This window comes from Kitasatospora sp. NPDC114501 (assembly GCF_055633695.1).
Window position 1 is genome coordinate 228,860 of the sequence record NZ_JBVKDS010000009.1, and the last position, 17,481, is coordinate 246,340.

19 protein-coding genes are annotated in these 17,481 nt (G+C 74.8%); 8 read left to right on the forward strand and 11 right to left on the reverse strand.

Annotated features, from left to right (window positions below; translation table 11 throughout):
• Nucleotides 1–37 precede the first annotated feature (37 nt).
• Entirely contained in the window at nucleotides 38–2,122 is a 2,085-nt protein-coding gene (locus tag ACZ7RU_RS18930) for a primosomal protein N' (protein ID WP_470342048.1), read from the forward strand.
• 122 nt (nucleotides 2,123–2,244) lie between these two features.
• Here the strand turns inward: ACZ7RU_RS18930 and ACZ7RU_RS18935 are convergent, their stop codons facing one another.
• Nucleotides 2,245–2,922 carry a hypothetical protein gene (locus ACZ7RU_RS18935; RefSeq protein WP_470342049.1) on the reverse strand — a complete coding sequence of 226 codons (678 nt, stop codon included), beginning with the start codon at nucleotides 2,920–2,922 and terminating at the stop codon, nucleotides 2,245–2,247.
• A 254-nt stretch (nucleotides 2,923–3,176) separates the two neighbouring features.
• On the opposite strand from ACZ7RU_RS18935, the gene def reads away from it, so the two are divergent.
• From def to ACZ7RU_RS18960, 5 genes are all read left to right on the forward strand, one after another.
• A complete protein-coding gene (gene def, locus ACZ7RU_RS18940; protein ID WP_470342050.1) occupies nucleotides 3,177–3,722 on the forward strand; it encodes a peptide deformylase in 546 nt (181 codons plus the stop codon).
• Between the two features lie 43 nt (nucleotides 3,723–3,765).
• A complete protein-coding gene (gene fmt, locus ACZ7RU_RS18945) occupies nucleotides 3,766–4,704 on the forward strand; it encodes a methionyl-tRNA formyltransferase (protein ID WP_470342051.1) in 939 nt (312 codons plus the stop codon).
• Between the two features lie 86 nt (nucleotides 4,705–4,790).
• Nucleotides 4,791–6,236 carry an RsmB/NOP family class I SAM-dependent RNA methyltransferase gene (locus tag ACZ7RU_RS18950; RefSeq protein ID WP_470342052.1) on the forward strand — a complete coding sequence of 482 codons (1,446 nt, stop codon included), beginning with the start codon at nucleotides 4,791–4,793 and terminating at the stop codon, nucleotides 6,234–6,236.
• Nucleotides 6,237–6,514: 278 nt separating this feature from the next.
• Complete coding sequence (locus tag ACZ7RU_RS18955) at nucleotides 6,515–6,811, forward strand: hypothetical protein (RefSeq protein WP_470342053.1); 297 nt, start codon at nucleotides 6,515–6,517, stop codon at nucleotides 6,809–6,811.
• Nucleotides 6,812–6,873: 62 nt separating this feature from the next.
• Complete coding sequence (locus ACZ7RU_RS18960) at nucleotides 6,874–7,854, forward strand: MerR family transcriptional regulator (protein ID WP_470342054.1); 981 nt, start codon at nucleotides 6,874–6,876, stop codon at nucleotides 7,852–7,854.
• 75 nt (nucleotides 7,855–7,929) lie between these two features.
• On the opposite strand, the gene ACZ7RU_RS18965 is transcribed toward ACZ7RU_RS18960, so the two are convergent.
• The 8 genes from ACZ7RU_RS18965 to ACZ7RU_RS19000 form a co-directional block, all read right to left on the reverse strand.
• Nucleotides 7,930–8,457, reverse strand: a complete 528-nt coding sequence (locus tag ACZ7RU_RS18965) for a hypothetical protein (RefSeq protein WP_470342055.1) — start codon at nucleotides 8,455–8,457, stop codon at nucleotides 7,930–7,932.
• A gap of 41 nt (nucleotides 8,458–8,498) precedes the next feature.
• The gene (locus ACZ7RU_RS18970; protein WP_470342056.1) at nucleotides 8,499–9,491 is read right to left on the reverse strand and encodes a polysaccharide deacetylase family protein; all 993 of its coding nucleotides are present in this window, start codon (nucleotides 9,489–9,491) and stop codon (nucleotides 8,499–8,501) included.
• A gap of 87 nt (nucleotides 9,492–9,578) precedes the next feature.
• The gene (locus ACZ7RU_RS18975) at nucleotides 9,579–9,986 is read right to left on the reverse strand and encodes a sulfurtransferase TusA family protein (RefSeq protein ID WP_470342057.1); all 408 of its coding nucleotides are present in this window, start codon (nucleotides 9,984–9,986) and stop codon (nucleotides 9,579–9,581) included.
• The gene (locus tag ACZ7RU_RS18980) at nucleotides 9,983–10,387 is read right to left on the reverse strand and encodes a methyltransferase domain-containing protein (protein WP_470342058.1); all 405 of its coding nucleotides are present in this window, start codon (nucleotides 10,385–10,387) and stop codon (nucleotides 9,983–9,985) included. The genes ACZ7RU_RS18975 and ACZ7RU_RS18980 overlap by 4 nt, the downstream gene beginning before the upstream one ends.
• Before the next feature lie 163 nt (nucleotides 10,388–10,550).
• Nucleotides 10,551–11,087 (reverse strand): MarR family winged helix-turn-helix transcriptional regulator, encoded by a 537-nt coding sequence (locus ACZ7RU_RS18985; protein WP_470342059.1) that lies wholly within the window; start codon nucleotides 11,085–11,087, stop codon nucleotides 10,551–10,553.
• A gap of 74 nt (nucleotides 11,088–11,161) precedes the next feature.
• On the reverse strand, nucleotides 11,162–11,518 hold the full coding sequence (locus tag ACZ7RU_RS18990; RefSeq protein ID WP_470342060.1) for a DUF6204 family protein: 357 nt from the start codon (nucleotides 11,516–11,518) through the stop codon (nucleotides 11,162–11,164).
• Nucleotides 11,519–12,120: 602 nt separating this feature from the next.
• Nucleotides 12,121–12,810, reverse strand: coding sequence for an alpha/beta hydrolase (locus ACZ7RU_RS18995; RefSeq protein ID WP_470342061.1), 690 nt, complete (start codon nucleotides 12,808–12,810; stop codon nucleotides 12,121–12,123).
• Between the two features lie 32 nt (nucleotides 12,811–12,842).
• Nucleotides 12,843–13,172, reverse strand: coding sequence for a hypothetical protein (locus ACZ7RU_RS19000; protein ID WP_470342062.1), 330 nt, complete (start codon nucleotides 13,170–13,172; stop codon nucleotides 12,843–12,845).
• 772 nt (nucleotides 13,173–13,944) lie between these two features.
• Here ACZ7RU_RS19000 and ACZ7RU_RS19005 point away from each other — a divergent pair.
• Entirely contained in the window at nucleotides 13,945–14,124 is a 180-nt protein-coding gene (locus ACZ7RU_RS19005) for a hypothetical protein (RefSeq protein WP_470342063.1), read from the forward strand.
• A 250-nt stretch (nucleotides 14,125–14,374) separates the two neighbouring features.
• Here ACZ7RU_RS19005 and ACZ7RU_RS19010 read toward each other — a convergent pair whose 3' ends face one another.
• Nucleotides 14,375–15,151 carry a class I SAM-dependent methyltransferase gene (locus ACZ7RU_RS19010; RefSeq protein WP_470342064.1) on the reverse strand — a complete coding sequence of 259 codons (777 nt, stop codon included), beginning with the start codon at nucleotides 15,149–15,151 and terminating at the stop codon, nucleotides 14,375–14,377.
• 243 nt (nucleotides 15,152–15,394) lie between these two features.
• On the opposite strand from ACZ7RU_RS19010, the gene ACZ7RU_RS19015 reads away from it, so the two are divergent.
• The gene (locus ACZ7RU_RS19015) at nucleotides 15,395–16,906 is read left to right on the forward strand and encodes a PQQ-binding-like beta-propeller repeat protein (protein WP_470342065.1); all 1,512 of its coding nucleotides are present in this window, start codon (nucleotides 15,395–15,397) and stop codon (nucleotides 16,904–16,906) included.
• On the opposite strand, the gene ACZ7RU_RS19020 is transcribed toward ACZ7RU_RS19015, so the two are convergent.
• On the reverse strand, nucleotides 16,810–17,448 hold the full coding sequence (locus ACZ7RU_RS19020) for a GNAT family N-acetyltransferase (protein WP_470342066.1): 639 nt from the start codon (nucleotides 17,446–17,448) through the stop codon (nucleotides 16,810–16,812). The genes ACZ7RU_RS19015 and ACZ7RU_RS19020 overlap by 97 nt on opposite strands.
• Nucleotides 17,449–17,481 lie beyond the last annotated feature (33 nt).

A 17,481-nucleotide genomic window follows, 5' to 3' on the forward strand; every position in this document is an offset into this window, starting at 1 on the left:
GTGCATTGTCGGTGTGACCTGGTAGTACTTGGTGGCGATGAGCAGCACAGGGGAGAACGGGGCCGCCGAGCCGGAGCAGCTGGCGTTCATCCGGGAGACGGTCAAGCGGGCCAAGCCGCGCACCTGGCACGGGGCCAAGCGGGCCGAGCACCTGCCGGTGGCCCGGGTCGTGGTGGACAAGGGCGTGCTCACCATCGACAAGTTCTTCGACTACGAGGTGCCGGCCGGCATGGCCGAGGAGGCCCAGCCCGGCGTCCGGGTCCGGGTGCGGTTCGGGGCGCGGGTGGTCAGGGGCCAGCGCGAGGGCGGGGAACTGCACGACGGGTTCATCGTCGCCCGGCTGGAGAAGAGCGACTTCGCCGGACCGCTCGCCCCGCTGGCCCAGGTGCTGTCGCCCGAGCCGGTGCTCAGCCCGCAGCTGCTGCGGCTGTGCCGGACCGTCGCCGACCGCTACGCCGGGACGCTCGCCGACGTGCTCCAGCTGGCCGTCCCGCCCCGGCACGCCAAGGCCGAGGCCGAACCCTCCCCGCCGCCGCTGCCGCGCCCGGCCGCCCCGGCCCCCGGCGGCTGGCAGCGCTACCCGGCCGGGCCCGACTTCCTCGCCTCGCTCGCCGGGGGCGGCTCGCCGCGCGCCGTCTGGGCGGCGCTGCCCGGTCCCGGCTGGCCGTACGAGATCGCGCGGGCGGTGGCCGCGACGCTGGCGAGCGGGCGCGGGGCGCTGGTCGTGCTCCCGGAGGGGCGCTCGGTGGCCCGGGTCGACCAGGCGCTGACCGAACTGCTCGGCGCCGGGATGCACGTGGCGCTGGAGGCCGACCTCGGCCCGCGCGAGCGCTACCGGCGCTGGCTCGCGGTGAGCCGGGGCTCGGTGCACGCCGTGATCGGGACCAGGGCCACCATGTTCGCGCCGGTCCGGGACCTCGGGCTGGTCGTCGTCTGGTCGGACGGGGACGGCAGCCACAGCGACCCGCGCGCCCCGCACCCGCACGTGCGCGAGGTGGCGCTGCTGCGCGCCGCCGAGGAGGGCGCGGCGGTGCTGCTCGGCGGGCACGCGGTGACAGTGGAGGGCGCGCAGCTGGTCAGCACCGGCTGGGCGCGCCCGCTGGTCGCGGACCGCGAGACGGTGCGGCAGGTCGCGCCCAGGGTGCGCACCGTCACCGACCAGGACCAGCACCGGGACGCCGCCGCCCATGCCGCCCGGCTGCCCTCGGTGGCCTGGGAGGCCGCCAGGGAGTCGCTGGCCGCCGGGCACCCGGTGCTCATCCAGGTGCCCCGGCGCGGCTACGTGCCCCGGCTGGCCTGCGGGCGCTGCCGCACCCCCGCCCGCTGCCGGCGCTGCGAGGGGCCGCTGGAGGCGCCCTCGGCGGGCGGCTCGCTCTGCTGCGGCTGGTGCGGGGAGCCGGAGAACGACTGGCACTGCCCCGAGTGCGGGTCCTTCCGGCTGCGGGCCCAGGTGGTCGGGGCCCGGCGGACGGCGGAGGAGCTGGGCAAGGCGTTCCCGCGCATCCCGGTGCGGACCTCGGGCCGGGATGCGGTGCTCACCACCGTGCCGGACGAGCCCTCCCTGGTGATCTCCACACCCGGTGCGGAGCCGGTGGTCGAGGGGGGCGGCGGGTACGGGGCCGCGCTGCTGCTGGACGGCTGGGCGCTGCTCAGCCGGCCCGACCTGCGGGCGGGGGAGGAGACGCTGCGGCTCTGGCTCGCGGCGGCCGCGCTGGTGCGGCCCTCGACGGAGGGCGGGACGGTGGTCGTGGTCGCCGAGCCCTCGGCCCGCCCGGTGCAGGCGCTGGTGCGCTGGGACCCGCTGGGGCACGCCGGGACGGAGCGGGACGAACGGGCGCAGCTGCACTTCCCGCCGGTGTCCCGGATGGCCTCGGTGAGCGGGAGCCCGGCGGCGGTCGCGGACCTGCTGAACCTGATCCGGCTGCCGGAGGGGGCGGACGTGCTCGGACCGGTGCCGGTGCCGGCGTTGCGGGGGGAGGAGCAGGAGCGCGCGCTGCTGCGGGTGGCGCCCGGGCAGGGGGCCGCGCTGGCGGCGGCGCTCAAGGCGGCGCAGATCGCGCGGATCGCGCTGCGGACGCCGGAGGCGGTGCGGGTGAGGATGGATCCGACGGACATCGGATAGAGCCGGGGCCTGGTGGGGTGGCGGCCCGGAAGCCTGCTGGCCCAGCGGCCTGGGCCCCGGGGGCCGGTGGGGCGGGGTGAGTGGGCCACCCCGCCCCGGACGGCCCGGCTGCGGCGGCTCGGTCAGCCGCGCAGCGGGATGCCGGGTCGGTCCGCCTGGGGGCGGTCGGCGGTCGTGCCGCGGTCGGTCGTGGGGTGGTCGACGGAGGTGCGGTCCAGGGGGGTGCGGTCGATCGTCGTGCGGTCCATCGCGGTGCGGTCCATCACGGTGCGGTCCAGCGTGGTCCGGTCCATCGTGGTGCGCTCCAGGGCGCTGCGGTCCAGGCCGCCCTGGCGGGCCGCCGGGACGGTCGTGGCCAGACCGGTGCGCTCGGAGCCGGGGAGCAGCTCCTCGGAGCGGTCCGGGCGGCTCTGGCCCGGGACGGCACCGCTCGCGGCGAGGAGCTCGCTGGTCGGGCGGCGCATGCCGTAGCGCCGGTGCACCGCCTGCTTGGTGACCCCGAGGGCGGAGCCCACCGAGTCCCAGGAGAAGCCCAGCGCCCGGTCGAACTCGACCGCCGCCGCCACCAGCGTCTCCACGCTCTCCCGCAGCTCCTGCGCCAGGCGCACGGTCGGCGCAGGCGCCCGCCCGTACACCACGAAGCCGGCCGAGGTGCTCGGTCGGCGCGGACGGTAGACGTTGCCCAGTTGGGCGGTGAGCGTCCGCAGCGCGTCGACCTGCCGCCTCACCCGCTCGATGTCCCGCACCAGCAGGTGCAGGCTCGCCCGCGCCCGGGCGTCGTGGTTGATCTGCTCGGCCATGGCCTACGTGCCACCTTCCGTACGGTTCAGCTCGGCCGGGACTCGGTGTCCCGTGCGCCCGGCCCCGGTCAATCTCTCTTGACCAACGCCGAAGCGGGGGCCGGGGTAACGCGGCTCGGCACAGTCGGGCCGTACCGGCCGCGGATCCGGGCCCCGGGAAGCCCTCGGCGGGCGGCCGCGCGGGTTGCATAGACTGGCGGGTGAACCAGCGGCCGACCGCAGCCCGCGCCCCTACGGACAGGAGCCCGTACCCCGTGGCGATCCAGCCGATCCGTCTCTTCGGAGACCCCGTCCTGCGGTCCACCGCCAAGCCGGTGACCACCTTCGACAAGGAACTGCGCAGGCTGGTCGCCGACCTCACCGACACCATGCTGGACGCCCCCGGCGCAGGCCTCGCCGCGCCCCAACTCGGCGTTTCCCTGCGGGTGTTCACGTACCACGTGGACGGCGTCACCGGGCACCTGATCAATCCGGACCTGTCGCTGAGCGAGGAGGAGCAGGACGGCCCCGAGGGCTGCCTGTCGCTGCCCGGCCTGCGTTACGACACCAGGCGCGCGTACGGCGTGGTGGCCAAGGGCTTCAACATGTACGGCGATCCGGTGACCCTGGAGGGCACCCAGCTGCTCGCCCGGTGCATCCAGCACGAGACCGACCACCTGGACGGCATCATCTTCATCGACCGGCTCGACCGCGAGCAGCGCAAGGCCGCGCTGAAGGCGATCCGGGACACGGACTGGGGCGGCGGACCGGCCCCGGTGGTCAAGGTCTCGCCGCACAGCACCTTCGGCTCCGCCCGCTGACTCCCGCTGGTTTCCTGAACTCACGTCTGTAGAAAGGCACTTGATGCGTCTCGTCTTCGCCGGCACCCCCGAGGTCGCCGTTCCCGCCCTGGACGCCCTGCTCGCCTCGGACCGGCACGAGGTCGTCGCGGTGGTCACCCGCCCCGACGCCCCGGCCGGGCGCGGGCGCAAGCTGGTCGCCAGCCCCGTCGCCCAGCGCGCCGAGGAGGCCGGGATCGAGGTCCTCAAGCCGGCGAAGCCCAGTGACCCGGACTTCGTCGCCCGGCTCACCGAACTCGCCCCCGACTGCTGCCCGGTGGTCGCCTACGGTGCCCTGCTGCGCCCCGGCGCCCTGGAGATCCCCAAGCACGGCTGGGTCAACCTGCACTTCTCGCTGCTGCCCGCCTGGCGCGGCGCGGCCCCGGTCCAGCACGCGGTGCTGGCCGGCGACGAGGTCACCGGCGCGTCCACCTTCCTGATCGAGCAGGGCCTGGACTCCGGCCCGGTCTACGGCGTGATCACCGAGGAGATCCGCCCGACCGACACCAGCGGCGAGCTGCTCACCAGGCTCTCGGTCTCCGGTGCCCGGCTGCTCGCGGCCACCATGGACGGCATCGAGGACGGCTCGCTGCACGCCGTGCCGCAGCCGGCCGAGGGCGTCACGCTCGCCCCGAAGATCACCGTCGAGGACGCGCGGATCGACTGGAGCCACCCCGCGCTGCGGATCGACCGGGTGGTGCGCGGCTGCGCGCCGGCCCCGGGGGCCTGGACGGAGTTCCGGGGCGAGCGGCTGAAGGTCACCGGGCCGGTCAAGCTGCTGCCGGACTCCGCCGAGCTGGCGCCCGGCGAGGTCGCGATGGTGGGCAAGAACAGCGTCCGGGTCGGCACCGGCAGCCACGACGTCGAGCTGGGGGAGGTGCGTCCGCAGGGGAAGAAGGAGATGCGGGCCGCCGACTGGGCCCGGGGCGCGCGGCTGGAGGCGGGGGAGCGCCTCGGGGGCTGACGCTCCGGTTTGGCGCTACTGTTCGTTTGAGATCGTTCGAGATCGTCAGTGTTCGTTGATAACCACCGCAGCACCTTGAGGCACCTGTGACCACCCCCGGCAGTACCCCCGGCGCCAAGCGCGCTCCCCGCCCGCACCGCCGCCCGAAGAAGGACCCGGCCCGGATCGTCGCGTTCCGCGCGCTGCGCGCCGTCGACGAGCGCGACGCGTACGCCAACCTGATCCTGCCCTCCCTGCTCCGCGAGGCCGAGCAGAAGGGCATGGACCGGCGCGACGCCGCCCTCGCCACCGAGCTGGTCTACGGCACCCTGCGCCTGCAGGGCACCTACGACGCGATCATCGCCGCCTGCATCGACCGGCCGCTCGGCAAGGTCGACCCGCCGGTGTTGGACGTGCTCTCGCTCGGCGCGCACCAGCTGCTCACCACCCGCATCCCCAGCCACGCCGCCGTCTCGGCGACCGTCGAACTGGCCCGGGTGGTGCTCGGCGACGGCAAGGCCAAGTTCGTCAACGCCGTGCTGCGCCGGATCAGCGCCCACGACCTGGACGCCTGGATCGAGAAGGTCGCCCCGCCGTACGACAAGGACGCCGAGGACCACCTGGCGGTCGTGCACTCGCACCCGCGCTGGGTGGTCTCCGCGCTCTGGGACTCGCTCGGCCGCTGGCAGCCGGACGCCTCCGGGCGCACCGCGGTGGAGGAACTGCTGCGGGCCGACAACGAGCGGCCCGAGGTGACCCTGGTCGCCCGGCCCGGCCGGGTCACCGTCGGCGAGCTGGCCGAAGCGCTGCCGGAAGCCGAACCGGGCCGCTGGTCCCCGTTCGCGCTGCGGCTCGCCGAGGGCGGCGATCCGGGCTCGGTCGCGGCGGTGCGGGAGAACCGGGCGGGCGTGCAGGACGAGGGCAGCCAGCTGGTCGCGCTGGCGCTGGCCGCGGCGCCGCTGGACGGGCCGGACCGGCTCTGGCTGGACGGCTGCGCCGGCCCGGGCGGCAAGGCCGCGCTGCTCGGCGCGCTGGCCGCCGAGCGGGGCGCGGCGCTGGTCGCGAGCGAGAAGCAGCCGCACCGGGCCCGGCTGGTGGCGCGGGCGCTGGAGGGCAATCCAGGCCCGTACACCGTCATCGCGGCCGACGGGACGCGCCCGGCCTGGCGCTCCGGCGGCTTCGACCGGGTGCTGGTCGACGTGCCGTGCTCCGGCCTCGGCGCGCTGCGCCGCCGCCCGGAGGCGCGCTGGCGGCGCCGGCCGGCCGACGTGGCGGCCTTCGGCCCGCTCCAGCGGGACCTGCTGCGCTCGGCGGTCGAGGCCACCCGGATCGGCGGCGTGGTCGGCTACGCGACCTGCTCTCCGCACCTCGCGGAGACCCGCGCGGTGGTGGACGACGTGCTGCGCGGCGAGGGCGGCCGGGTCGAGTGGATCGACGCCCGGCCGCTGCTGCCCGGCGTCCCGGCGCTCGGCGACGGGCCGGACGTGCAGCTCTGGCCGCACCTGCACGGGACGGACGCGATGTACCTGGCGCTGCTGCGGCGTACCGCCTGACCCGGGGCGTCGCTCTGTCGTCGCTTCCCCCGGCCGGTGACGCCGTCCCGGCCGGGGGACCGCGGCCTGTCCGGGCGGTGTTGACGCCGCGCCAGGAGTCGGTTTCCATGGTTGTCGTGTAGCCGCTCGGCTGCATGATCTTTGGGGGGCAGGTCCTCGCCGCGTCCAGCGGCGGGGGCGGGGAAGCAACCCCACAAGACATGCGGCGCGACGCGGCTGTTTCGTTGTGCGGGATGCGATCCCGGGCGGCTGCCCCTCCCGACCGTGGGAGACGAGCAGTGTCATCGGAGATTCGACGATCGCAGGACGACCCCGCCGGTTCGCCGGGTGCCGCACCCGCCGGTTCGCGGGGCGCCGCGCCGGAGCCCCGGGCCCGAGGGGCCGAGGCGGACGGCCGCCGGCTCGACCTGATCGCCCTGATGGCGATCCTGGCGGTGTGCGCCCTGGTCTGTCTGCTGGCCGGTACGGGGGCGCTGCAGGCGGTCATCGGTGCGGCGGGCGTCCTGTTCGCCGCCTGGCGGACGCCGCGGCGGTCCGAGCGGGAGGAGCGCCGACGGCGCGGGCCCCGGGGATGAGGCGGTCGCGGCCGCGACCGGGGCTTGCATCTCCCGTAGGGGGAGGTAGCAGGGTGGTGGCCATGAACGGCGACACGACGTACACCATCGGTGAGCTGGCCCGGCGGACGGGGCTGACGGTCAAGACCGTCCGCTTCTACTCGGACCAGGGGATCGTGTCGCCGGCCGACCGCAACCCGGCCGGCCACCGGCGGTACGGTGCCGACGCCGTCGCGCGCCTGGAACTGGTCCGCACCCTGCGGGAGCTCGGGCTCGGACTGCCCGCGATCCGGCGGGTGGTGGAGCGTGAGCTGACGCCGGCCGACGTCGCCGCCGCGCAGGCGGAGGCGATCGACGTCCGGATCCGGGTGCTGCGGCTGCGGCGTGCGGTGCTCGGGATGGTGGCCAGGCTCGGGTCGACGCCTGAGGAGTTGACGCTCGTGCACCAGTTGGCCCGGCTCACGGAGGACGAACGGGGGCGCCTGATCGGGGAGTTCCTGGCGGGGGTGTTCGACGGGATCGCCGGTGGCGGGCGGTTCGCCGCCGCGGCGCGCTCGTTGACGCCGGAGCTGCCGGAGGAACCGTCGGCCGAACAGGTCGAGGCCTGGGTGGAGTTGGCGCGGCTGACGGGGGACGCCGGGTTCCGGGCGCTGTTGCGGGGGCTCGTGGCGGCGGAGGCCACGGAGGCGGTGGGCGTGGAGACGGCGGATGCGGAAGTGGATCCGGAGGCCGGGGCGGTGCGGGCCGGGGTGGGTCTGCCGAGGCCCGGACTGGCGGTGGCGGTGCGGGAGTTGGCCGGACCGGCGGTCGCGGCCGGGGTGGAGCCGGGGTCGGCGGAGGGGGCGGCCGTCGTCGCGGCGCTGGTGGAGCGGTACGGGCGGTGGTGCGTGGGGGCGGTGCCGGGGGATGCCGGGGCGGTGCGGGACCGGTTGGCGGAGCGGCTGGGGGCGATGGCCGATCCGCGGCGGGAGCGGTACCTGGAGCTGTTGGCGGTGGTCAACGGTTGGGCCGCGCCGGAGAGTTGGGCGGCGGAGGTGGAGTGGGCGGTGCGCGCCGTGGCGTGAGCGTGAGCGTGAGCAGGGGCAGGGGCAGTGGGTGTGACGGTGGGCGGTGCCGGGCGGGCGGCTACCGGCGGGTGGCTACCGGCGGGCGGAGCCGGGGAAGGTGGTGAGGAAGGCGTGGGCCTGGGCGCGGAGGTGGTCGACCGGCGGGTCCTCGCAGATCACCTCCAGGCCGAGTCCGGTCGCCTGGCCCAGGTCGTAGTAGGACTGGTAGGCGAGGTACGGGCGGTGGTCGTCGGTGGGGTCGAGGCCGACGGCGAAGGTCGCGAAGTGGGGCTGGGGCTCGTCGTCGTCCTGGTCCGGGGCCGGGTCGTCCGGGGCCGAGGTGGCCGAGTCGGGTCCTGCCGAGGGCGAGCCGGGCGAGCCGGGCGATCCGGCCGGACCGGTGCGGGAGAGCTGCCATTCGAACTCGTAGGGCTCGGGTTCGGCGGGAAGGTCCAGCAGGGCCTGGGCGAGCCGGCGGACCTCGTCCGGGTTCGCGAAGGGGATCGACTCCGACCAGTACGGGGTCGAGGCGAGCAGTTCCCAGTCGTCGCCGCTGTGGCCGACGGTCAGGGCCCACTCGCCGGTCCGGTCCTGCCAGCGGCAGCTGATGATCGGGTTCACGGTGGTCAACCTCCGTGTGGCGCTGGGGCGTTCGTACCTCCTCATCGTGGCACACCGGGCGGGCCGGGGGCGTCGGCCGTGAGCTGTCCTCGGGCCCGCCGCCAGGCTTCCTGGAGCGTGCGGTAGCCGAGGACGGTGATGCCGTGCTCGGTGAGGAGCCGACGGGCCTCGGGGGAGACGAGGAACGCGTGGTCGGTGAGACGGACACGCCAACCGTCGTCCGGGTCAGGGGGGTTCGAGTCGCTGGTGTTCGGGCCGCTGGTGTTTGGGCCGCTGGTGTTCGGGCCGGCCAGGGCGGGATGCAGCGCCCACTCGGTGAGGCCCGGTGGGAGGGCGGCGAGCAGGCGGGTGTAGTGGGCGGGCTTGTCGTCCAGGGGGACGGTGAAGCTGTCGAGGAAGCCGTGGTCCACCACCGGCAGGCCGCGCTCGCGCATCCGGGTCAGCGCGGGCGGCAGCCAGACCCGGACCGCCAGGCCGTACTCGGCGCCGAGGGCGAGGGTGAGGTCGAGGATGTCCTCGCGGCCGCCGTCGGCCAGGCAGTGGAAGTCGAGGTGGGTTGGGGCGAGACCGGCCGCCGCCACCGCGTCGATCTGGGCGCGGAACTCGCGCTCGACCTCGTCGAGTCGGGCCCGGGCGAGTAGTTCGGCACGTCCTGCCGGGGTGGGGGCGAAGAGCTCTCCGGAGGCGTCGAGGAGGGAGGGCACCCGGTCGCGGCTGCTGAGCGGGCCCCAGCGGCGGACCGGGGACTCGCAGACCAGCGTGAGGTGGACGCCGAACGGGACCTCCGGGTGCCGGCGCAGCAGCCGGAGCGCGTGCGGCGCGGCGGCGCAGGGCGTCATCAGGCTGCAGGAGGCGGCGATGCCGTTCCGGACGGCGTCGATGACGGCGAGGTTGACGGCCTCGTCCAGGCCGAGGTCGTCGCAGTTGAGCAGCAGGAGGCGGGCGTCGGGCGGGTGGCCGAGGAGGTGGTTGGCGGTGGGGGGTGGGGGCGGCTCGGTGGGCGGGCTCGTGCACGGGGCGTCGGCTGCGGGCATGGACGCAGTCTGGCCCGGCGGTGGGGGCGGGCGCGCGGGGATTTCCGGGGCTGTGGGTCCCGAGCGAGCGGCGGCCTGGGAGGACGGTCAGTCGGTGTCGGTGCCGGTGCCGGTCTGGGTGTCGGTTTCGGGGGCCGGGTGCCAGGGGCGGTCGGGGCGGGTCGGGACCGGGGCGGAGGTGAGGCGCAGCGCGTACACCTCGCGGTCGGTGGCCTCGTACGGGACCTGGCCGAGGTACTCGTGGCCGGTCAGGTGGCACCACGCGGGGAGGTCGAGCGGGGCGGCGGGGTCTGTGGTGTGGATGTGGACCACCGCTCCGGCGGGGAGGTGGGCGATCCGGGCGCGCAGCTTGAGCAGGAGCTGGACGCAGAGCAGACCGGTGCCGTCGATGGTGAGGTCGGCGGACGCCGCCCTGGCGGTGCCGGGGGTGGCGGCCTTGGAGGTGGCGGTCCTGGGGGTGGCGGTCCTGGGGGTGGTGGCGTCGGGTGCGGTCATCGAGGTGTCTCCTGGATGGTGCGCCAGGGGCGGCGGGGCAGTTCGCCCTGGAGGGGCAGCGGCTCGCGGACGTCGTGGGCGAGGACCGGGAGCCGGTCGGCCGGGCCCTGCTCCGTGGCGGCGGCGCCCAACCGGTGCAGGCCGGTCGGAGGGAAGTCGGCGGCCAGCAGGCGGAAGCCGGCCCGGGCGAAGTGCAGGGCGTCCCGGCCGTGGCCGGTGCCGGGTTCCAGCACGTCCCGGGCTCCGGCGGCGGCGAACGCCTCGGCGGCGTACTCGGCGGGAGCGGAGGGCCGCTCGCCGTACATCCCCGGGTTGGCTGTGTTGGTCCGCTGCCAGCGCGCACGTTGGACGTCGGTGAGGGTGCGCCGCAGGCCGGGCCCGGTGCCGGGGGTGTCGGTCATGGTGCTGCCCTTCGCGGGGTTGTGCGTGGTGCGGTGGTGCCAGTGGTGCGGGATCAGCCTAGGACGTGGGGCCGGGCGGCAGGTGTGGCGGGGGTGGTGGGGTGGGCGCGGGGAGAACGGCGCGGGGAGAACGGCGCGGGGAGGGCGGCGCGGGGCCGGCGGATCAGCCGAGGCGCTGACCGGGGGCGGTGCCGCCGAGGCGGGTGAGGAGGGTGGACAGCAGCCCGAGGTCCTCGGTGCTCCACCGCTCGGCCGCGAAGTGGTCGGCGGCGACCTGGCGGGCGGTGTGCAGCATCTCGGCGAGCCGCTCGTGGCCGGTCGGGGTGAGGGCGGCGTAGGCGACCCGGGCGTCGCGGGCCGCGGCCTCGCGGGCGACCAGGCCGATCCGCTCCAGCGGCGCGAGGCCGCGGGTCACGCCGGAGGCGGTCAGCCCGAGGGCTTCGGCGAGGTCGACCCGGCGCATCCGGGCTCCGGGGGCCTGGGAGAGGTGGAGCAGCATGGTGAAGTCGGCCAGGCTGACGCCGTGCAGGCCGCTGAGGCTCGCGTCGAAGCGCTTGACCACGGCGGTCTGGGCGCGGACCAGCCGCAGGGCGGTGTCCAGTGGGTCGGGGCTCGGGCCCGTGGCGGTCGGCGCGAATCCGGGCCGCTCGTCCTGCGCCTCCGGTGCCGGCTGCGTGGGCTGTGTCTGCTGGTCTGTCATTGCCACCTCCTTGACTGCTCAAGTGTATCCGAACGGGGAGCCGTCAAGGAGGTGGCGGAGGGGAGGGGGTCGGGTCAGTGCGCGGCGTTGGCGGCGCGGCGCTGACGCTTGCCGAGCGGCGCCTGCGAGAGGTCCTCGGCCTGGGAACGGAGGTTCTTGTAGCCGTAGCCGCGATCGGCGAGCCAGTTCCGCGCCGACTGCTCGGCCCGTTCGGTGGCCTCCAGGATGTCCTCCTCGGCCTCGCCCTCGTCGAGGAAGCGGAAGGTGAAGGCGGCCCGCGCGGAGAGGTCGTAGCTGAGGTGGCCCTCGCGGGTGAAGGCGGCGTGCAGCACGTCGTGCTCGGGTGCGGTGGCGAGCAGGTCGGCACGCTGATCGGCGGTCAGGCCGTCGAAGACGCCGCGCACCATGATGCGGAAGGTTCGAGTGGTCATCCCCCGACCATAGGCAGCACGGGCCGCCGACCGCCAACGCGATTTCGGTGCCGCGGTGCGGTGGTACGACTGCGGTGGTGTCGGATCGTGCTCCTTTCGCGACGGGGCGGGTGTGTCTCGGCGCCCGTAGGCGATCGGGTGCGCCGGTCAGGCGGGGGTGAGTGCTTCGGCGAGCCCGTCCGTGTAGCGGGTGAGCCGGTCGAGTTCGGGGCCTCCTCGGGCGCGCCGGAAGCCGTGCCGTCGTCCCCAGAAGGCGGCCTGGACGGCGTGGAGTCGGGCCCAGCGACGGATGCCGTCCGCGGTCCAGCTCGGCGGCCTCGGTGAAGACGTCGAGCGCGCGGAGGAGGGCGCGGCGCACGTCCGTTGCGCCGAGCAGGGCCCCGCGGGGCTGCGGTGCGGAGGTGGAGGGCTTGGTCACGGAGCACGGTGGAGACTCCCTTCCACGGCGGCCCGGGTGGCCGCCGTCGCGGTGACTCCAAGACTGATCGCCAGGACCCTGTTCGCGCATGTGCCGATCGGCAGGAATCCCACGGGAAAGCGGCCGGGCCTCCCCTGCCGATCGGCAGGGGAGGCCCGGGGGGCGGGAGGCGCGGCGGGGGCGGCTACACCCGCGCCGGGAGCCGGGTGCAGACCGCCCCCGCCACCAGCGGAGCGGGTTCGGCGCCCAGGGCTGCCAGGGTGAAGGCCGTGGTCAGCGCGCTGATGTCGCGGGACTCGCGGATCAGGAGGTGGTTGGCGCCCGGGGCCTCGTAGCGCGCGAGGTCCGGGACGACCCGCCGGGCGCGCAGCGCGTACTCCAGGGACTGGGTGGCACTGGCCGAGCTGTGGTCCCCGGTGCCGTGCACGATCAGGACCCGCCGCCCCGCCAACTGGTCGACCGGGTCTCCGCTCGGCAGCCAGGGCGCGATCCCGGCCACGCCGGCCACCGACGGGTGCCCGGCGCACCAGAAGGCGGCCCGCCCGCCCAGCGAGTTGCCGATCAGCACGACGGGCGTGCCCGGGTACAGCCGGGCGAGCTCGTCGAGCGCCCAGCGGGTGTCGACGGCGGTGTCCGCGTCGGCGCCGTTCCACCCGCCGTGGCGGTAACGCAGCAGGTGCACCGCGAGGCCGTGCGGCCGGCCGCGGTCGGTGAGCTCGGCGGCCAGGTCCCGCAGGCCCAGCTCGGCGACCCTCAGCGGTGCGCGCCGGCTGCGGAGGAATCCGCCCGGCAGCAGCAGGGCGACGCCGTTGACCGGCCCCTCTCCCTGCCACGGGGTCAGCTCTGCGGTGCGCGGACGCTGCGCTCGGAACACGCGAAATCCCTCCTGATGTGTACAGGCGGATTCTACGGTTCCGACGACGAGTCGCGGTGCGCCAGTAAGGACCACAGCACCCAGCCGGACACCCGGGTGGGCGCCACCATGACCTTCGCCCAGCGGGCGCCGAGCGGTGAGGTCCAGGTGTCCACCACCTCGACCCGGTCACCCGAACGAGCTAGCCCGATGACGGTTTCCTCGCCGAAGTGGTCGACCCGTACGTTGGCGGCATTGGCCGACACCTCCCACCAGCCCGCGCCGAGCTCGGGCGGCAGGTCGGTGCCCGCCGAGACGGCCGCCGGCACGAGCAGGATGCCCAGCGCGACCACGGTGGCCGTCGCGCGGCCGATCACAGCCACGGGAACCTCCTCGCGGGGTCGTGCGCGGGCAACGGGAACGGCGTCGAGAGTGGGGGAGGCATGTACAGCAGAACGAGCAGACCGGGCGTATGCGTACTGTCCGGTGTCGATGTTGACCCGGTCGGCTCAGCACGATGCGGAGATCGGGTGCGTCGACGGCTCGGGGCAAACCTTGGTCCCGCGCCAACTGGCGCTCCATGGCGGAGGGTTGGCGCGTTCCTGGCGTACGACTGGCGCCCCGGCCCCGGAGCGCCAGCCGGGACGGCTCATCAAGGAATTGACGTTCGCGCGGCTCAAAGCCAGCATGCCTTCTGCTGCGGTACCGAGAACTCGCATGGTTGCAATGATTATCGCGATCGCTGAAAACTTCGCATAGGTTCTGCGCATCCCGCCGGGCCCAGCCTCATCGGTGCTGGGGATGCACGGCACACGTGCGGTCCGTAGCGTAGGAAGGGCAATGTCAACCTTGTCGGGGAGGCCATTGTCACACACGGAACCGTGTCGCTCAAACCCTGAGAACGGCCCGGTCCACATCGAATCACTCGCCGATCTCAGCCTGTCCCGCCGTTCCCAACGCCGAACCAGGCGGACAGCCACGGAACGGCCTTCAGGTGTAGACCTCTACAGAACTCGACTTCGGCGCCTCTCTTCATTCTCAGTTTTCCGGGCGCGACAGGGGGTTGCGAAAATGCCGGATTGTGGAGCCCTCAAGAAGGAGCATGAAAAAGCCGTCAAGGTAGTCCGGAGCAAAGAGAGCGGCCTCGCAAGACTTGTGGCCGAGCTGGAGGATCTGAAGCGTCAGGCGAGCCCGGACCAGGCGAAAATCGATAAGGTGCAGCAGATGGTGGATTCGGAATCCGATCAATTAACCACTGCGTTGAATGAGGCTGATAAAATAGCGAATGAACTTCGTCGGTGCGAGCAAGGCCACCCCATAAAGGACCCTCGCTGACGTCTGACTGTCTGGCAAGGCCGATCCAAAGCGGTGTGGGCCGTCCGCAAACGCAGTACGCGCGTCGTCCGCTCCTTCGAGAGTTCACGCGGCCGCCGTCGAGTTCTACGCGCGCCGGCCGGTCCCGGGGACGACCGGCCGGACGAGGGCTTCAGCAACGCCCTGCTCAAGCACGACCTGAGCCGGGGGACCGTCGAGGCCCGGACCCGTCGCGTCGGGACCCGACGCGACCCGACGCGACGTGACGGCGTCACCGGGGCCGGGTGGCCCGGAGGGAGTAGGACTGCGGGGCGGGGGAGCCGGCCGGGACGCGGAAGTGGGCGTGGGCGTGCTCGTGGAGGAAGTCCAGGCGGAGGCCGGCGTCGGCCAGGGCGGTGACGACCTCGCCGAGCCCGTGCTGCCACTGGACGGTGACGGTGGCGTCGAGCCTGGCGTCCGGATCGGCGTAGGTGCCGGGGTGGTCGACGACGATCGGGGTGCGCTCGAAGTAGTCCTCCTCGAAGCTGCGCCCGTCGTCGGAGAGGACGTCGGCCACCGGGTGGTGCTCGGCGAGGTAGAGGAAGCCGCCGGGGGTGAGGAGCGCGGCGACCGTTCGGGCCCAGCGGGGCAGGTCGGGGAGCCAGCAGAGCGCGCCGAAGCCGGTGTAGACGATGTCGTACGTCCGTCCGTCGAGCGCCTCGGTGGCCTCGTAGACGTCGGAGGTGACGAACCGGGCGTCGTCGGCGCCGATCCGCGCGGCGAGATCGGCGGCGGCCGCGACGGCCGGTGCGGAGAAGTCGAGCCCGGTGACGACGGCCCCGCGGCGGGCCCAGGAGAGGGTGTCGAGCCCGAGGTGGCACTGGAGGTGGAGCAGCGTGCGGCCGGTGACGTCGCCGACCTCGGCGGGCTCGTAGTCCTGGAGGGTGTCGCGGCCCGCGACGAAGCCGGGCAGGTCGTAGAACCGGCCGGCGGCGTGGACGGGTACGCGCTCGTCCCAGTTCGCACGGTTGGCGGTGCGCCAGTCGGGGGTGGCGGGAGTCGCGGTCATGCCGGGCAACGCTAGTCAGCGGCCCCGGGGACGGGCAATCGGTTTCCCCGGCGATCGGATTGCCGGGCGATCGGTTTCCCGGGCGATCGGATTGCCGGGCCGACGGGTCTCCCGGGCCTGGTATGTGCGGGTCATGGCCGGGGTTTTCCCTGCTCTTTGTTTCGGATCACGGCGCGCTCTGCGACGATCCGATGATCGTCGCCCCGTCGCGGGTGGGCGGCGCGTCGCAGGGGAGAGACCGGCATGGCCGTTCGGCCCGAGGACAGTGTCGTCCGGGCGAGGTGGGGAGCCGGGTTCGCCTGGGACAGGGCGACCTGGCTGGTGGTCTCGGGCGGGGTCCTGGGGGCGATGTTCGCGAGCATGGGGCTGGCGGTGCTGTTCGGCCCGGCGAACGGGTTCGGCGGCGACAGCCTCGCCTACCTGGGGGTCGTCAGCATCCTCGGGCTGATGCCGTGCGGGGCGGGCTTCGTCTGGGCGTTGATCCACCCGAGGGCCGGGCTCCCGTCGGCCGCCGTCGGGGCGCTGCTGGGGCTCGGGATCTTCGTCGGCTTCGCCGGGGACGGGCTCAACGACTCCTGGAAGGCGCCGCTGGACCGGCCGTCCACGATCCGCGCGGTGGGCAGCTGGACCAGCGGGGACCTGGTGGTGCGGGTCCGCCCGGACCTGGTGGTGGCGTACCGCAGCGCCACCGGGGCCGTCGCCTGGCGCTGGACCCCGCCCGGGGCGGACTCGGTGTGCGCGATGAGCCGGGGCACCGGGCCGGACGGGACGGACCGCGGCGGGGCCGTCGGCCTGATCGGGCACTCGCCGAACGGCAGGCCCTGCTCCGCCGTCACCGCGCTCGACCTCGCCGACGGCGGGGAGGGCTGGACCGCCACCGTGGACGCACCCGCCCGGGACGGCGACGACGCGACGCCGGACGTGCTCGCGGTGGCCGGGCCGCAGGCCCTCCTCCAGGAGAGGGCCGGCTGGCGCGCGGTCCGGCTGGCGGACGGCCGGGACGTCTGGCGCAGCGCGGCCGACCCCGGCTGCGCCCCGCTGGAGGTCGCGGGCGGGCCCGGGGACGCCGTTACGGTCGCGCGGTGCGGCGACGCGCCGCCCGTGCTGCGCTCGCTGGCGCCGGCGGACGGGCGGGAGCGGCAGCGGATCGCGCTGCCCGCGGCGGGCGGGCTGAGGAACCTCGCGGTGGTGTCGGTCGACCCGCTCGCGGTGTGGGTGGACGCCGAGGCGGAGCGCGGCACCCACGCGGTGCTCAGCTACGACCGGACCGGGCGGCAGCGGGCGGCGATACCGGTCGCCGGGGACGAGTACGACCTGGACGTGATGCTGGGCGGGCTGCACGCTTTCGACGAGTTCAGCGCCCGGCCGCTGTTCGGCGGGGTGGTGGTGGGGGACCTGTTCGTCGTGCCGGGCGAGCGGCCCGGCGACATCGGCATCAGCGGCGGCAGGCACCCGGGCCGGACCGCCACCGGCCGGCTGCTGGCGTACTCGCTCACGGACGGCGGCAAGCGGTGGACGGCGGGGCTGGACGACCAGGTGACCGGCCTGGTGGTGGACGGCGGCTCGGTGTGGGCGATGACCCGCGGCCGGGTCACCCGGGTGGAGGCGGCGACCGGACGGCAGAGCGCCGTGCTGGACGTCAACGACACCGCGTCGCTCTATCCGGTGGACCTGTCGGTGTCTGGGCCGGAGCGGTTCACGGTGGTGGCGGAGGACGGGACGCGGGACGAGCCGCCGGTGCGGGTGATGAGCTGACGGTGCGCGTGAGGAGCCGACGGGGACGCCCGGAACCCCGGGTAGCCGAGGACGAGGATCCGCTCCGCCGGGCGCAGGACGTACGGGACCACCTTCCCCGTCGGCTCGAAGCCGAGCCGGCGGTAGAACGCCTGGGCGCGTTCGTTTTCCTCGTGCACGCCCAGGGTCAGCGCCCCCACGGCGGTGTGCTCCCGGGCGTGCCGGATCACCGCGTGCACCAGTTCGGCGGCCGGGCCGGCGGCGCCGCGGTGCGCCGGGGTGACGTAGACCGAGTGGATGTGCACGTGGTCGGGGACGTCCGGCAGCGGCTCGACACCGGCGATCCCGACCCAGGCGCCGTTCCCGTCACGGGCCGTGAAGGTGGCGCTCTCCCGCGCGGTGGCCTGGTGGGCGGCCCGCTGCCGCCAGTGGTCGTCGGGGCGGGCGGCGGTGTCGGAGTAGGAGGAGCTGAAGGCGTTCGGGGAGTCCCGCAGCGCCTCCAGGGTGATCCCGCGCAGTTCCCGCCACTCCCCGGTGGCCGTCCGGCGTACGTCGTAGTGCATGCGTCGAGCTTGGCACGGGCCGTACGGCGGCCG

Excerpts from the sequence above, each read along its gene's own strand:
- ACZ7RU_RS18985 (WP_470342059.1), bottom strand. The coding sequence starts at position 11,087 with ATGACAGACCAGCAGACACAGCCCACGCAGCCGGCACCGGAGGCGCAG.
- ACZ7RU_RS19015 (WP_470342065.1), top strand. The coding sequence starts at position 15,395 with ATGGCCGTTCGGCCCGAGGACAGTGTCGTCCGGGCGAGGTGGGGAGCC.
- ACZ7RU_RS18975 (WP_470342057.1), bottom strand. The coding sequence starts at position 9,986 with ATGACCGCACCCGACGCCACCACCCCCAGGACCGCCACCCCCAGGACC.
- ACZ7RU_RS18970 (WP_470342056.1), bottom strand. The coding sequence starts at position 9,491 with ATGCCCGCAGCCGACGCCCCGTGCACGAGCCCGCCCACCGAGCCGCCC.
- ACZ7RU_RS18935 (WP_470342049.1), bottom strand. The coding sequence starts at position 2,922 with ATGGCCGAGCAGATCAACCACGACGCCCGGGCGCGGGCGAGCCTGCAC.
- ACZ7RU_RS18930 (WP_470342048.1), top strand. The coding sequence starts at position 38 with ATGAGCAGCACAGGGGAGAACGGGGCCGCCGAGCCGGAGCAGCTGGCG.
- ACZ7RU_RS18960 (WP_470342054.1), top strand. The coding sequence starts at position 6,874 with ATGAACGGCGACACGACGTACACCATCGGTGAGCTGGCCCGGCGGACG.
- fmt (WP_470342051.1), top strand. The coding sequence starts at position 3,766 with ATGCGTCTCGTCTTCGCCGGCACCCCCGAGGTCGCCGTTCCCGCCCTG.
- ACZ7RU_RS19020 (WP_470342066.1), bottom strand. The coding sequence starts at position 17,448 with ATGCACTACGACGTACGCCGGACGGCCACCGGGGAGTGGCGGGAACTG.
- ACZ7RU_RS19010 (WP_470342064.1), bottom strand. The coding sequence starts at position 15,151 with ATGACCGCGACTCCCGCCACCCCCGACTGGCGCACCGCCAACCGTGCG.
- ACZ7RU_RS18990 (WP_470342060.1), bottom strand. The coding sequence starts at position 11,518 with ATGACCACTCGAACCTTCCGCATCATGGTGCGCGGCGTCTTCGACGGC.
- ACZ7RU_RS18980 (WP_470342058.1), bottom strand. The coding sequence starts at position 10,387 with ATGACCGACACCCCCGGCACCGGGCCCGGCCTGCGGCGCACCCTCACC.